The following is a 13799-nucleotide window of genomic DNA, read 5'->3' as shown; positions in this document are numbered from 1 at the left end:
GCAACTCCCCCTGCGGTGACGCCAGGTCATCGCAGAGGCATACCTTGATCCAAGGAAGTAAGGTTAGGCTAACCTAAATAGACATCGCTCGCCCCGGAGGACCCCCCATGCGCTCGCACCTGCTCAATGGCCTCACCGCGGAGCACTACCGCCGCTCCGTGACCGAAGGAGTGGAGCGGGTGGCGGCCAGGCTCGCCACCGCAGACCGTCCGTTCACCGGCGTCACCGTGGACGCCCTCGCCCCCCGCATCGACGCCGTCGACCTCGACCGGCCGCTGGGCGACGCCGTCGCCGCCCTGGACGAACTGGAGGACGTCTACCTCCGGGACGCCGTCTACTTCCACCACCCCCGTTACCTCGCCCACCTCAACTGCCCCGTCGTCATCCCCGCGGTGCTCGGCGAGGCCGTGCTCTCGGCGGTCAACTCCTCCCTCGACACCTGGGACCAGTCGGCCGGCGGCACCCTCATCGAGCGCAGGCTCATCGACTGGACGGCCGCCCGGATCGGCCTGGGCCCGGCCGCCGACGGCGTGTTCACCTCGGGCGGCACCCAGTCCAACCTCCAGGCGCTGCTGCTGGCCCGCGAGGAGGCGAAGACCGACTCCGCCGCCGGGCTGCGCGTCCTGGCCTCCGAGGCCGCCCACTTCAGCGTCCGCAAGTCCGCCAAGGTCCTCGGCCTCGCGCCGGACGCGGTCGTCACCGTCCCCGTCGATCACGACCGGCGCATGCGGACCGTCGCCCTCGCCCGCGAGCTGGAGCGCTGCCGCCGGGACGGCCTGGTCCCCATGGCCGTCGTCGCCACCGCCGGCACCACCGACTTCGGCTCCATCGACCCGCTGCCGCAGATCGCCGGACTGTGCGCCCAGTACGGCGTGTGGCTGCACGTGGACGCCGCCTACGGCTGCGGGCTGCTCGCCTCGCTCAGGCACCGCGACCGCCTCGCCGGCATCGAGCGTGCCGACTCGGTCACCGTCGACTACCACAAGTCCTTCTTCCAGCCCGTGAGTTCGTCCGCCGTGCTGGTCCGGGACGCGGCCACCCTGCGCCACGTCACCTACCACGCCGACTACCTCAACCCGCGCCGCATGGTGGCCGAGCGCATCCCCAACCAGGTCGACAAGTCCCTGCAGACCACCCGCCGCTTCGACGCCCTGAAACTGTGGCTGACCCTGCGGGTGATGGGCGCCGACGGCATCGGCGAACTCTTCGACCAGGTCTGCGACCTGGCGGCGCAGGGCTGGCGGCTGCTCGCCGCCGACCCCCGCTTCGACGTCGTCGTCGAGCCCGCCCTGTCCACCCTGGTCTTCCGTTACGTCCCGGCGGCCGTCACCGACCCGGCCGACATCGACCGCGCGAACCTTTACGCCCGCAAGGCGCTGTTCGCCTCCGGTGACGCCGTGGTCGCGGGCACCACGGTGGGCGGCCGCCACTACCTGAAGTTCACCCTGCTCAACCCCGAGACGACGCCGGCCGACATCGCCGCTGTCCTGGACCTGATCGCCGGCCACGCCGAGCAGTACCTGGGAGAGTCCCTTGACCGCGCTTCCTGAGGCACGCCGCACGCATGACTTCGTGGGGATCGGGCTCGGCCCCTTCAACCTCGGCCTGGCCTGCCTCACCGAGCCGATCGCCGAACTGGACGGCGTCTTCCTGGAGTCCAAGCCCGGCTTCGAGTGGCACGCCGGCATGTTCCTGGACGGCGCCCACCTCCAGACCCCCTTCCTGTCGGACCTGGTCACCCTCGCCGACCCCACCTCGCCGTACTCCTTCCTCAACTACCTGAAGGAGAGGGGCCGGCTGTACTCCTTCTACATCCGCGAGAACTTCTACCCCCTGCGGATCGAGTACGACGACTACTGCCGCTGGGCCGCGAGCGGACTCCGCAGCGTCCGCTTCGGCACGACGGTCACCGAGGTGACGTACGAGGACGAGCTGTATGTGGTCCGCACCGCCACCGGCGAGACGTTCCGCGCCCGGCACCTGGTCCTCGGCACGGGCACGGTCCCCTTCGTGCCGCGGGCCTGCCAGGGGCTCGGCGGCGACTTCCTGCACACCTCCCAGTACATGCACCGCAAGGAGGAGCTGCGGGCGAAGAGGTCGATCACGATCGTCGGCAGCGGCCAGAGCGCGGCCGAGATCTACCACGACCTGCTGTCCGGGATCGACGTCCACGGCTACCGGCTCAACTGGGTGACCCGCTCCCCGCGGTTCTTCCCGCTGGAGTACACCAAGCTCACCCTGGAGATGACCTCCCCGGACTACATCGACTACTTCCGCGCGCTGCCGGAGGAGACGCGCTACCGGCTGCAGAAGCAGCAGAAGGGCCTGTTCAAGGGCATCAACTCGGAGCTGATCGACGCGATCTTCGACCTTCTCTACCAGAAGAACGTCGAGAGCGGCGACCGCCCGCTGCCCACCCGGCTCCTCACCAACTCCACGCTGCGGAGCGCGACGTACGCGGACGGCGCCTACACCCTAGGCTTCCACCAGGACGAGCAGGACAAGGACTTCGAGATCCGCACGGAGGGCCTGCTGCTGGCCACCGGCTACCACTACGAGCCCCCGGCCTTCCTCGCCCCGGTCCGCGACCGCCTCCGCTTCGACGGGCACGGCAACTTCGACGTCGCCCGCAACTACGCCGTCGACGTCACCGGCCGCGGCGTCTTCCTGCAGAACGCCGCGGTCCACACCCACAGCATCACCAGCCCCGACCTCGGCATGGGCGCGTACCGCAACAGCTGCATCATCCGCGAGCTGCTCGGCACCGAGTACTACCCGGTCGAGAAGTCCGTCGCCTTCCAGGAGTTCGCCGTATGAGGTTCACCTTCCGCCCCCTCGATCCCCCGCGGGACGCCGCGCTGCTGCACCGCTGGGTCACCCACCCCAAGGCCGCCTTCTGGATGATGCGGGACGCGAGGCCGGCGGACGTCGAGCGGGTCTACCGGCAGATCGCGGCGGACGAGCACCACGACGCCCTCCTCGGGCTGTGCGACGGGGAGCCGGTCTTCCTGATGGAGCGGTACGACCCCGCGCACCGGGAGCTGGCCGGGCTGTACGAGCCGCAGCCGGGCGACGTCGGCATGCACTTCCTCGTCGCGCCCACCGACACCCCCGTGCACGGGTTCACGCGGGCCGTCATCACGGCGGTGCTGGCGCACCTCTTCGAGGATCCCGCGGTGCGCCGCGTCGTCGTGGAACCGGACGTGCGCAACACGGCCGTACACGCCCTGAACGCGGCCGTCGGGTTCGTGCCCGAGCGGGAGATCCGCAAGCCGGAGAAGACGGCGTTGCTGAGTTTCTGCACCCGGGAGCGGTTCGCGAAGGCGGTGGTCAAATGACCCTCGCCGACGCCGTGGCCCACCTCTCGCCCGAGCGCTGGGAGACCGCCGGCCGGATGCTGATGCGCAAGGCGCTCGCCGAGTTCGCGCACGAGCGGCTGATCACGCCTGAGGAGGAGGGCGACCGGTACGTCGTCCGCAGCGACGACGGGCTCACCGCCTACCGGTTCCGTGCCGTGCGCCGCGCCCTCGACCACTGGGAGGTGGACGCCGCCTCCGTCAGCCGGCACCGCGACGGCCGGGAACTCCCCCTGTCCGCCCTGGACTTCTTCGTCGAGCTGAGGAGGACCCTGGGGCTGAGCGACGAGATCCTGCCGGTCTACCTGGAGGAGATCTCCTCCACCCTCTCCGGCACCTGCTACAAGCTGGCCAAGCCGCAGGTGACCTCCGCCGAGCTGGCCCGCCGGGATTTCCAGGCCGTCGAGACCGGCATGACCGAGGGCCACCCCTGTTTCGTCGCGAACAACGGGCGGCTCGGGTTCGGCGTCCACGAGTACCTGTCGTACGCCCCGGAGACCGCGAGCCCGGTGCGGCTGGTGTGGCTGGCCGCGCACCGCTCGCGGGCCGCGTTCACGGCGGGGGCCGGCATCGAGTACGAGTCCTTCCTGCGCGGGGAGCTGGGCGAGCGCACGCTGGACCGCTTCCGCGCCACGCTCACCGGGCAGGGCCTCGACCCGGCCGACTACCTGTTCATCCCGGTGCACCCCTGGCAGTGGTGGAACAAGCTCTCCGTGACCTTCGCCGCCGAGGTCGCCCGGCGCCACCTCGTCTGCCTCGGCGAGGGCGACGACGCGTACCTGGCCCAGCAGTCCATACGGACCCTCTTCAACGTCACCGCCCCGCACAAGCACTACGTCAAGACGGCCCTGTCCGTCCTCAACATGGGCTTCATGCGCGGGCTCTCGGCCGCCTGCATGGAGGCGACCCCGGCGATCAACGACTGGCTCGCCCAGCTGATCGAGCACGACCCGGTGCTGAAGTCGACGGGCCTGACGATCATCCGGGAACGGGCGGCCGTCGGCTACCGGCACCTGGAGTACGAGCGGGCCACCGACCGCCACTCGCCCTACCGCAGGATGCTCGCCGCGCTGTGGCGGGAGAGCCCGGTACCCTCGCTCCGGGACGGCGAGTCGCTCGCCACCATGGCCTCCCTGCTGCATGTCGACCACAAGGGCGCCTCCTTCGCGGGCGCCCTGATCGAGCGGTCGGGGCTCGCGCCCACCATCTGGCTGCGCCGGTACCTGCGGGCGTACTACACCCCGCTCCTGCACAGCTTCTACGCCTACGACCTGGTGTTCATGCCGCACGGCGAGAACGTGATCCTGGTGCTGGAGGACGGGGCCGTGCGGCGGGCGGTCTTCAAGGACATCGCCGAGGAGATCGCGGTGATGGACCCGGACGCGGACCTGCCGCCCGAGGTCCGGCGGATCCGGGTCGAGGTGCCGGACGACAGGAAGCTGCTGTCGCTGTTCACCGACGTCTTCGACTGCTTCTTCCGCTTCCTCGCGGCGAACCTCGCCGCCGAGGGCATCCTGGAGGAGGACGACTTCTGGCGCACGGTCGCGGAAGTCACCCGCGAGTACCAGGAGTCGGCGCCCGAACTGGCCGACCGGTTCCGCCGGTACGACATCTTCGCCGAGGAGTTCGCGCTGTCCTGCCTCAACCGGCTCCAGCTGCGCGACAACCGGCAGATGGTCGACCTCGCCGATCCGTCCGGGGCGCTGCAGCTGGTGGGCACGCTGAGGAACCCCATCGCCGGGTTCTGAGCGCCGCGGCACCGCGGACGGACGGGCACCCCCGAAGTACGGTCCTTCAGGGGTGCCCGTCTGCGTGCGGTCAGTTCGCCGGCCAGGGCACCTGCGGCGACCGGTAGAAGCCGATGCCGAGGGCCGTCCAGCGCGGACCCTGGGCGGCCAGCCGTACCTTGTAGGCGTCCCAGTCATGGGTGGCCGCCGGGGACCAGCCCAGCTCGGCCACGCCGGCGAGGCGCGGGAAGGCCATGTAGTCGATGTCGGCGGACGTCGTCAGGGTCTCGGACCACAGCGGGGCCTCCACCCCCTTGACGGCGTCGGCGGGGACCCCCGGCAGATAGGCGCCCGGGTTCCAGTCGTAGGACCGCTTCACCTCCACCAGGCCCGCCCAGTCCTGCCCGAGCCTGGTGTCCTTCGTGTACTTCATGTCGAGGTAGACCCGGTCGGCCGGGGACAGGATCAGGCCCGTGCCGTTCCGGGCGGCCTCGGCGACCTGTGCCTTCTCCGCCGCGCTGGTGCTGTCCAGGCCCCAGTACTGCGCGAGGGCGCCCTTGACGGGGTGGGCGCCGGTGAGCTGGTGCCAGCCGATGACCGTCTTGCCGTACTTGGCGACGATCGGCTGCACGCGGTCCATGAACGTCACGTAGTCGCTGTGGCTGGTGGAGTGCGCCTCGTCGCCGCCGATGTGCAGATGGCGGCCGGGCGTGAGGGCGGCGAGCTCCCTGACCACGTCGTCGACGAAGGTGTACGTGATGTCCTTGGGCACGCACAGCGAGCTGAAGCCGACGTTGGTGCCGGTGTACAGCGGGGGTGCCACGCCGTCGCAGTTGAGCGCCGCGTAGGAGGCGAGGGCCGCGTTGGTGTGGCCGGGCATGTCCACCTCGGGGACGACCTCGAGGTAGCGGGAGGCCGCGTAGCGGACGATCTCCCGGTAGTCGGCCTTGGTGTAGTAGCCGCCCGCGCCGCCGCCGACCTCGGTGGAGCCGCCGTAGGTCGCAAGGCGCGGCCAGGAGTCGACGGCGATGCGCCAGCCCTGGTCGTCGCTGAGGTGCAGGTGCAGCTCGTTGATCTTGTAGAGGGCCAGCCGGTCGATGTACCGCTTGACCTGGGCGACGGTGAAGAAGTGCCGGGCGACGTCCAGCATGGCGCCGCGGTAGGCGTAGCGCGGGTGGTCCTCGATGGTGCCGCCCGCGATCTGCCAGGGTCCGGGCTGGACGGTCCTCTTCTCGACCGCCGCCGGGAGGAGCTGGCGCAGGGTCTGGACGCCGTGGAAGAGGCCTGCGGGGGCGCTCGCGGCGATGGTGACGCCGTCGGCGGCGCTGTGCAGCCGGTAGCCCTCGGCGCCGAAGTCGCCCCGGGCGAGCACGAGTCGGATGCCGGCGTTGCCGTGGTCGATGAGCGGCAGCGGGTAGCCGGTGGAGGGCCGCAGGATGCCGGCGAGGTAGGCGCCGACGCGGCGGGCCTCGGCCGGTCCGTCGACACGGACGCGGGTGCCGCGGGTGATGCGGTACGGGGTGCCGCCCGGCCGCACGGAGGCGGGTGCCGGGACGACCCGGTCCAGCGGTGCCGGCGGTGCGGCGCGCGCGGTGGGGGCCGCGCCGAGGCCGAAGACACCGGCCGCGGCGACGAGCAGGAGTGATCCGAGGATGCGAGGTGTCCGGGGAGTCGTGCTGTGGTGCCGTCTCACATGCGCTCCCTTCAGATGTGATCGACCGTCGGATGTGGTCGAGACCACTCTCCCGCAGATCCGGTGAAACAATCCCCGTACGGCGGAAATCACCCGGAAGGACGCTACCGGGGTCTTCGGCGGCGAACGCCCCGCGACTCGCCCCGGGCCGGGACGGGAGCGCCGGTCCTCTCCGCCGCGGGCCGGGCCACGGAGTCGGCCTCGTGCTCGTGGCCCTCGTAGGAGTCGGGGGCGCTGAACGCGTCCAGGCTGCGGCCCGCCGCGCCCACGGTGACACAGACCACACCCTCGATCTCGGATCCACGGTCACACCCACAGGTATCTGCCCGAAATCGGGCACGATTCTTGCGAAACGGCGGCTCGTACCCCAGGATCTACCGGGTGCACGACGAACTTCTTGATCATCTGATGCGGTCCACGCCCCTGAGCCGGGGCGAGGCGCTGCGCGTGGTCCAGGACGTGCTCGCCTACTTCGACGAGACGACCCAGGAGTTCGTCCGCCGCCGTCACCGCGAACTCCAGGCCCAGGGCCTGGTGAACGCGGAGATCTTCGAACGGATCGAGGCGGACCTGAAATACCGGGCGGTGGCGCCGCCGGAGCTGACGCTCAGGCAGCTGCGCCGCATGGTCTACGGCTGAGACGCCAGGCTGAGAGATACATATACATGTGCGGAATTGTCGGATACATCGGGAAGCGTGACGTCGCCCCTCTCCTCCTGGAGGGCCTGCAGCGGCTGGAGTACCGCGGGTACGACTCCGCGGGCATCGTCGTCACCTCCCCGAAGGCGCCCGGCCTGAAGATGGTCAAGGCCAAGGGCCGGGTGCGCGACCTGGAGGCCAAGGTCCCGGCGCGCTTCAGGGGCACCACCGGCATCGCCCATACCCGCTGGGCCACCCACGGCGCCCCCTCCGACGTCAACGCCCACCCGCACATGTCGGCCGACAACAAGGTCGCGGTCGTCCACAACGGCATCATCGACAACGCCGCCGACCTGCGCCGCAAGCTGGAGGCGGACGGCGTCGAGTTCCTGTCCGAGACCGACACCGAGGTCCTCACCCACCTCATCGCCCGCTCCACCGCCGACAAGCTCGAGGACAAGGTCCGCCAGGCGGTCCGGCTGGTCGAGGGCACCTACGGCATCGCCGTGCTGCACGCCGACTTCCCCGACCGGATCGTGGTGGCCCGCAACGGCTCCCCGGTCGTCCTGGGCATCGGCGAGAAGGAGATGTTCGTCGCCTCCGACATCGCCGCCCTGGTCACCCACACCCGGCAGATAGTGACCCTCGACGACGGCGAGATGGCCACCCTCAAGGCCGACGACTTCCGCACCTACACCACCGAGGGCACCCGGACGACGGCCGAGCCCACCACCGTGGAGTGGGAGGCCGAGTCGTACGACATGGGCGGCCACGACACCTACATGCACAAGGAGATCTTCGAGCAGGCCGACGCCGTGGACCGCGTGCTGCGCGGCCGCATCGACGACCGCTTCTCCACCGTGCACCTCGGCGGCCTCAATCTGGACGCGCGCGAGGCCCGGCAGATCCGCCGGGTGAAGATCCTCGGCTGCGGCACCTCTTACCACGCGGGGCTCATCGGCGCCCAGATGATCGAGGAGCTGGCCCGCATCCCCGCCGACGCCGAGCCCGCCTCCGAGTTCCGCTACCGCAACCCGGTCGTCGACCCCGACACCCTCTACGTCGCGGTCTCCCAGTCCGGTGAGACGTACGACGTCCTCGCCGCCGTCCAGGAGCTCAAGCGCAAGGGCGCCCGCGTCCTCGGCGTGGTCAACGTGGTCGGCTCGGCGATCGCCCGCGAGGCGGACGGCGGCGTCTACGTGCACGCGGGCCCGGAGGTCTGCGTGGTCTCCACCAAGTGCTTCACCAACACCACGGTCGCCTTCGCCCTGCTGGCCCTGCACCTCGGCCGCACCCGCGACCTCTCCGTCCGCGACGGCAAGCGGATCATCGAGGGCCTGCGCAGGCTGCCCCAGCAGATCACCGAGATCCTCAAGCAGGAGGAGGACATCCGGCAGTTGGCGGAGCAGTTCGCCGACGCCCGCTCGATGCTCTTCATCGGCCGCGTCCGGGGCTACCCGGTGGCCCGCGAGGCCTCCCTGAAGCTCAAGGAGGTCTCCTACATCCACGCCGAGGCCTATCCGGCCTCCGAGCTCAAGCACGGCCCCCTGGCCCTGATCGAGCCGGCCCTGCCCACGGTCGCGATCGTCCCCGACGACGACCTGCTGGAGAAGAACCGCGCCGCCCTGGAGGAGATCAAGGCCCGCTCGGGCAGGATCCTCGCCGTGGCCCACCAGCACCAGGAGAAGGCCGACCAGACCGTCGTCGTCCCCAAGAACGAGGACGAACTGGATCCGATCCTGATGGGCATCCCGCTCCAACTGCTGGCCTACCACACCGCGAAGGCCCTCGGCCGCGACATCGACAAGCCGCGCAACCTGGCCAAGTCGGTGACCGTCGAATAGCAGCCGGCAGAAGCCGGACGGACACGGCAGGACCCCCACGTACGCCACCGAACACGTGGGGGTCCTGCCAGTGCCGCCTGTTGTCAGCCGGTGGCCGTCACCCCCCGGCCTGCGGCACGCCGGGGAAGCGCCGTCGGCCAGTGCGCGACGGCCGCGGTCGCCGCGTACCACGCCACCGCCCCGGAGACGGCGGCCACCCAGCCGCCGACCTTGGTGAGCACGGAGCTGTCCGCGAACTGCCCGACGGCGAGCACGAGCATGGCCAGGAACAGCAGCCCGTACATGGCCTGCCCGAGGCTGTCGCCGCCCGCGAGGGTCAGCGTGAGCGCCACGAGGGCGAACAGCAGCAGGAACAGCCCCGCCGCATGGGCCGACCCGTGACCGCCGACGGCCCAGGTGAACCAGAGCGCGCCGAGGGCCGCGAAGGCCGTACCGGAGGCGCTTTCACCGGCACGGAAGGCCAGCAGGCCGACGAGGAACAGCGCGACCCCGCCCACGTAGTGGGCCAGCGACACGGCGTCGGACGCCGCCACGCCGTCGATCACGCCGGTCGTACCGATCCCGAACGCCAACAGGGTGATACCCAGGGCGAGTCGGCCGACCACGGTGGTGCTTGCGCTTCCCGCAGAGACGTCGTTGTCCACGGCGGGCTCCCTTCATGCATGTGCAGTTGTGCGGTGACCGATATATGCCCTTCACAAGGGCACAAACCACCTCTACGCGCGAGTAGTTTCGCGCTGCACAAAGAGAGTTGACGGCACGTGAGACGTCTACGGAATGACGATCACGGGCCGCCGCGCCCGCTTGGCGAGCCGTCCCGCGACCGAGCCGAAGATCCGGCCGACGATGCCGTGCGTGGAGCCGACGACGATCGCGTCCGCCTCGTACTCCCGCCCCACCTCTTCGAGTTCGTGGCAGATGTCGCCGCCGCGCTCGACCAGGATCCAGGGCACCTCGGCCAGATAGTCCGCGCAGGCCAGTTCCAGCCCCAGGACCTCGGTGCGGTGGTCCGGCACGTCCACGAAGACGGGCGGCTCGCAGCCGGCCCACACGGTGGTGGGCAGCCGGTTGGCCACGTGCACGATGATCAGGCCGGAGTGGGAGCGGTGGGCCATGCCGATCGCGTAGGCGAGGGCACGCTCACTGGACGTGGAGCCGTCGAAGCCGACGACGACTCCATGACGGAAGGCGGGATCGCAGGAGGGGCGTGGCTCTTCCGCCGCCAGGGGATCGGCCGCCGTGGGATCGGCGACCGGCCGCTTGCGGTCCGCGGGTTCGAAGAATTCGTGACCGGCCATGGCTGTCTCGGCGTTGTGATCCTTTTTGGGTGGGACGACAGTGTGCGGCGGAGCTGTGTCCGGGAAACATCTTCCCAACCCCATACCCCCAAGGGTACGGCGGCACGCCTCCCGAGCCCAGATCCCGCGCACGCTCCGTAAGCCCCCGACCTCCACAGGGGTTCACCGGAGCATGCACGAGCGACGCCCGTAACGCAATGGTTGCTGCCCCGTACAGGCGGTTTGCACAGGATTCACGGATGCGCGAGCGGTGACCGACCGGCCGGACGGGCGTTGATCACGGATGAGCCACCGCCACAGGGAGTACGACATGCCCGGACCCGGATCCAGCAGCGAGCAGCCCGCCGCGCCGGACACCGCGAGCGATGTGATCCGCTGGGCCGCCTTCAGCTGCGTCCTCGTCCCCGTGGTCCTCCTCTGGTACGGCACCTCGCTGGCCGGCGCGGCCGGCACCGCGCTGGGGCTGGCCGCCGTCACGGCCGTGTGCCGGCTGCTGCTGCGCCGCTCCGAGCGGGTCGCCCGGCGTTGCCCCGCGCAAAGAGGTGGACGTCACACCCGGGGACAGACACCGGGCGACTGACCTGTTTCCGCGCCTGAGAACGCTTCTTTTCAGCCAACTTCTGAATATCGCCCCGGAGGGGCGCCGAGCACCCCTCAACCCCCGTTCCACCTGCACGAAAAGGGTCTGCGGGGCGCTGCGCACCCTATGCGGTTTGGCCACTGCGACGAGGCGTACTTCCCTGCACGCCCCGCGAGTGCAACGCTTCGTGATCGAATGCTTCACGCCAAGTTGTCATGTCGACAATGTGCCGCATTCGGAACTGGTCACCGTCAGACCGCGGGAACCAGTAGATTCGATCTTGACTGTCTTTACGGCGGGGGACTCGTGCAGGACCGAGGGGAAACGTGCAGGAGCGACACAACCGAGGAGCCGCGACCACCGAGGGGGGCTTAGCAGTATGAGCCACGACTCCACTGCCGCGCCGGAAACCGCAGCCCGGAAGCTGTCCGGGCGCCGCCGCAAGGAGATCGTCGCGGTGCTGCTGTTCAGCGGCGGCCCCATCTTCGAGAGTTCCATACCGCTTTCGGTGTTCGGGATCGACCGCCAGGACGCCGGAGTGCCGCGCTACCGACTGCTGGTGTGCGGCGGCGAGGAAGGCCCACTGCGGACCACAGGGGGCCTGGAACTCACCGCACCACATGGGCTGGAGGCGATATCGCGCGCCGGCACGGTCGTCGTACCGGCCTGGCGCTCGATCACCTCGCCGCCGCCGGAGGAGGCGCTCGAGGCGCTGCGCCGGGCCCACGAGGAGGGTGCCCGCATCGTCGGGCTGTGCACGGGCGCGTTCGTGCTCGCCGCGGCCGGACTGCTGGACGGGCGCCCGGCGACCACCCACTGGATGTACGCGCCGACGCTGGCCAAGCGCTATCCGTCGGTGCACGTCGATCCGCGGGAGCTGTTCGTCGACGACGGCGACGTGCTCACGAGCGCGGGCACGGCGGCCGGAATCGATCTCTGTCTGCACATCGTGCGGACGGACCACGGCAACGAGGCGGCCGGCGCGCTCGCCCGGCGCCTGGTGGTCCCGCCGCGCCGGTCGGGCGGTCAGGAGCGCTACCTCGACCGGTCTTTACCCGAGGAGATCGGCGCCGACCCGCTCGCCGAGGTCGTCGCCTGGGCGCTGGAACACCTCCACGAGCAGTTCGACGTGGAGACCCTGGCGGCACGCGCCTACATGAGCCGCCGCACGTTCGACCGCCGGTTCCGCTCGCTCACCGGGAGCGCGCCGCTGCAGTGGCTGATCACCCAGCGGGTGCTCCAGGCGCAGCGGCTGCTGGAGACGTCCGACTACTCCGTGGACGAGGTCGCGGGCCGGTGCGGCTTCCGCTCGCCGGTCGCGTTGCGCGGCCACTTCCGCCGCCAGCTCGGCTCCTCCCCCGCCGCCTACCGGGCCGCCTACCGGGCCCGCAGGCCGCAGGGCGACAAGCCCGGCGACGCGGATGCGCCTGTGCCGCAGCCCGGCCAGCCGGCCCCGCCCGCGGGGATGCCGGGACCGGGCGCCGCGGTGGGCCACGTGCCCTCCGTCCTGCACTCGGAGCGGGACAGCGGCGTGCCCCTGCAGAGCCGCCGGCAGACGGCGGGCGCGGTGGGGCTGCTGCCGGGGCCACGCAGCGGCAGCTGAGAGCGAGAGAGACGGGGCGAGCAGTGGCTCGCCCCTTCTTCTTCCCCGGCTCCGGGCGCGGGCCCCCGAGGCCCGCACCGGCACGGGGCATCCCAAAAGCGGACGCCAGCTTTAGGGTGGTCGCATGAACGATCGCATGGTGTGGATCGACTGCGAGATGACCGGCCTCTCGCTGTCCGACGACGCTCTCATCGAGGTGGCCGCCCTCGTCACCGACGCCGAGCTGAACGTGCTCGGCGAGGGGGTGGACATCGTCATCCGCCCGCCGGAGCAGGCGCTGGAGACGATGCCGGAGGTGGTGCGTCGGATGCACACCGCGTCCGGGCTGCTCGAGGAGCTCCCGAACGGCACGACCCTTCAGGACGCCGAGGAGCAGGTCCTGGCGTATGTGAAGGAGTGGGTGAAGGAGCCGGGCAAGGCCCCGCTGTGCGGCAACTCCGTCGGCACCGACCGCGGCTTCCTGCTGCGGGACATGCCGACCCTGGAGGACTACCTCCACTACCGGATCGTCGACGTGTCCTCGATCAAGGAGCTGGCCCGCCGCTGGTACCCGAGGGCGTACTTCAACAGCCCGGAGAAGAACGGCAACCACCGGGCGCTCGCCGACATCCGCGAGTCGATCGCCGAGCTGCGCTACTACCGCGAGGCCGTCTTCGTCCCGCAGCCCGGCCCCGACACCGACACCGCGCGGGCCATCGCCGCCAAGTACGTGCTGCCCGCCCAGTAGGCCGACCGGGGTCCGCTCGGTGGCCCGCGCGAAAACCTGTGCGCGAGCACCCCTTCGGACCCTGTAGACTTCTTCTCGGCCGGTCGGGGAAACGACGAGTTCAACCGCCGGTCGTGGTGGGTGTAGCTCAGCTGGTAGAGCACCTGGTTGTGGTCCAGGATGTCGCGGGTTCGAGTCCCGTCACTCACCCTCCGTAGAGAGGCCGATGACATGCGGTGACGCAGTCATCGGCCTCTTTCGTGACCCCGTGGCCATACTGGTGCCCCCCCTGCGGCTGCCGTACCGGGTGTCGCTCTCGGAGGTGGTCCCGCGCACGGGCCCGGGGTCGGCCC

The 13799-nt window shown here is 70.5% G+C and carries 12 protein-coding genes and 1 tRNA gene; 10 read left to right on the top strand and 3 right to left on the bottom strand.

The features are described from left to right. The first annotated feature begins 107 nt into the window (after nucleotides 1-107). The 4 genes from desA to ACLU3S_RS10025 are packed head-to-tail and all read left to right on the top strand — an operon-like array spanning nucleotide 108 to nucleotide 5104. Nucleotides 108-1550 carry a lysine decarboxylase DesA gene (gene desA, locus ACLU3S_RS10040; protein ID WP_413951397.1) on the top strand — a complete coding sequence of 481 codons (1443 nt, stop codon included), beginning with the start codon at nucleotides 108-110 and terminating at the stop codon, nucleotides 1548-1550. Next, nucleotides 1534-2817 carry a lysine N(6)-hydroxylase/L-ornithine N(5)-oxygenase family protein gene (locus tag ACLU3S_RS10035; protein WP_413951396.1) on the top strand — a complete coding sequence of 428 codons (1284 nt, stop codon included), beginning with the start codon at nucleotides 1534-1536 and terminating at the stop codon, nucleotides 2815-2817. Before desA ends, ACLU3S_RS10035 begins: the two co-directional genes overlap by 17 nt. Next, the gene (locus ACLU3S_RS10030) at nucleotides 2814-3338 is read left to right on the top strand and encodes a GNAT family N-acetyltransferase (protein WP_413951395.1); all 525 of its coding nucleotides are present in this window, start codon (nucleotides 2814-2816) and stop codon (nucleotides 3336-3338) included. Before ACLU3S_RS10035 ends, ACLU3S_RS10030 begins: the two co-directional genes overlap by 4 nt. Further along, on the top strand, nucleotides 3335-5104 hold the full coding sequence (locus tag ACLU3S_RS10025) for an IucA/IucC family protein (RefSeq protein WP_413951394.1): 1770 nt from the start codon (nucleotides 3335-3337) through the stop codon (nucleotides 5102-5104). Before ACLU3S_RS10030 ends, ACLU3S_RS10025 begins: the two co-directional genes overlap by 4 nt. Nucleotides 5105-5174: 70 nt before the next feature. Here ACLU3S_RS10025 and ACLU3S_RS10020 read toward each other — a convergent pair whose 3' ends face one another. Then, on the bottom strand, nucleotides 5175-6776 hold the full coding sequence (locus ACLU3S_RS10020; protein WP_413951393.1) for a beta-N-acetylhexosaminidase: 1602 nt from the start codon (nucleotides 6774-6776) through the stop codon (nucleotides 5175-5177). A 381-nt stretch (nucleotides 6777-7157) separates the two neighbouring features. On the opposite strand from ACLU3S_RS10020, the gene ACLU3S_RS10015 reads away from it, so the two are divergent. Together ACLU3S_RS10015 and glmS are read left to right on the top strand one after the other, a co-directional pair. Next, on the top strand, nucleotides 7158-7415 hold the full coding sequence (locus ACLU3S_RS10015) for a hypothetical protein (RefSeq protein WP_413951392.1): 258 nt from the start codon (nucleotides 7158-7160) through the stop codon (nucleotides 7413-7415). A 26-nt stretch (nucleotides 7416-7441) separates the two neighbouring features. Next, nucleotides 7442-9259, top strand: a complete 1818-nt coding sequence (glmS, locus tag ACLU3S_RS10010; RefSeq protein WP_413951391.1) for a glutamine--fructose-6-phosphate transaminase (isomerizing) — start codon at nucleotides 7442-7444, stop codon at nucleotides 9257-9259. 83 nt (nucleotides 9260-9342) lie between these two features. Here the strand turns inward: glmS and ACLU3S_RS10005 are convergent, their stop codons facing one another. Next, nucleotides 9343-9903, bottom strand: a complete 561-nt coding sequence (locus tag ACLU3S_RS10005; RefSeq protein ID WP_413951390.1) for a GPR1/FUN34/YaaH family transporter — start codon at nucleotides 9901-9903, stop codon at nucleotides 9343-9345. Nucleotides 9904-10029: 126 nt separating this feature from the next. After that, nucleotides 10030-10557 carry a universal stress protein gene (locus ACLU3S_RS10000; RefSeq protein WP_413951389.1) on the bottom strand — a complete coding sequence of 176 codons (528 nt, stop codon included), beginning with the start codon at nucleotides 10555-10557 and terminating at the stop codon, nucleotides 10030-10032. Nucleotides 10558-10867: 310 nt separating this feature from the next. Here ACLU3S_RS10000 and ACLU3S_RS09995 point away from each other — a divergent pair, with 310 nt between their 5' ends. From ACLU3S_RS09995 to ACLU3S_RS09980, 4 genes are all read left to right on the top strand, one after another. Next, nucleotides 10868-11137, top strand: a complete 270-nt coding sequence (locus tag ACLU3S_RS09995; protein WP_413951388.1) for a hypothetical protein — start codon at nucleotides 10868-10870, stop codon at nucleotides 11135-11137. 379 nt (nucleotides 11138-11516) lie between these two features. Further along, nucleotides 11517-12740 (top strand): helix-turn-helix domain-containing protein, encoded by a 1224-nt coding sequence (locus ACLU3S_RS09990; RefSeq protein ID WP_413951387.1) that lies wholly within the window; start codon nucleotides 11517-11519, stop codon nucleotides 12738-12740. 124 nt (nucleotides 12741-12864) lie between these two features. Then, complete coding sequence (gene orn, locus ACLU3S_RS09985) at nucleotides 12865-13467, top strand: oligoribonuclease (protein WP_413951386.1); 603 nt, start codon at nucleotides 12865-12867, stop codon at nucleotides 13465-13467. 116 nt (nucleotides 13468-13583) lie between these two features. Next, nucleotides 13584-13656, top strand: a tRNA-His gene (locus tag ACLU3S_RS09980). Nucleotides 13657-13799 lie beyond the last annotated feature (143 nt).

This window comes from Streptomyces sp. AF1A, assembly GCF_047340315.1.
Classification (GTDB): Bacteria; Actinomycetota; Actinomycetes; order Streptomycetales; family Streptomycetaceae; genus Streptomyces.
This window is presented reverse-complemented; position numbering and strand designations above follow the sequence as displayed.

What these genes read in the sequence shown, in the direction of transcription:
- desA (WP_413951397.1), top strand. Translation starts at nt 108, where the DNA reads ATGCGCTCGCACCTGCTCAATGGCCTCACCGCGGAGCACTACCGCCGC.
- ACLU3S_RS10030 (WP_413951395.1), top strand. Translation starts at nt 2,814, where the DNA reads ATGAGGTTCACCTTCCGCCCCCTCGATCCCCCGCGGGACGCCGCGCTG.
- ACLU3S_RS10025 (WP_413951394.1), top strand. Translation starts at nt 3,335, where the DNA reads ATGACCCTCGCCGACGCCGTGGCCCACCTCTCGCCCGAGCGCTGGGAG.
- glmS (WP_413951391.1), top strand. Translation starts at nt 7,442, where the DNA reads ATGTGCGGAATTGTCGGATACATCGGGAAGCGTGACGTCGCCCCTCTC.
- ACLU3S_RS10000 (WP_413951389.1), bottom strand. Translation starts at nt 10,557, where the DNA reads ATGGCCGGTCACGAATTCTTCGAACCCGCGGACCGCAAGCGGCCGGTC.
- ACLU3S_RS09995 (WP_413951388.1), top strand. Translation starts at nt 10,868, where the DNA reads ATGCCCGGACCCGGATCCAGCAGCGAGCAGCCCGCCGCGCCGGACACC.
- ACLU3S_RS09990 (WP_413951387.1), top strand. Translation starts at nt 11,517, where the DNA reads ATGAGCCACGACTCCACTGCCGCGCCGGAAACCGCAGCCCGGAAGCTG.
- orn (WP_413951386.1), top strand. Translation starts at nt 12,865, where the DNA reads ATGAACGATCGCATGGTGTGGATCGACTGCGAGATGACCGGCCTCTCG.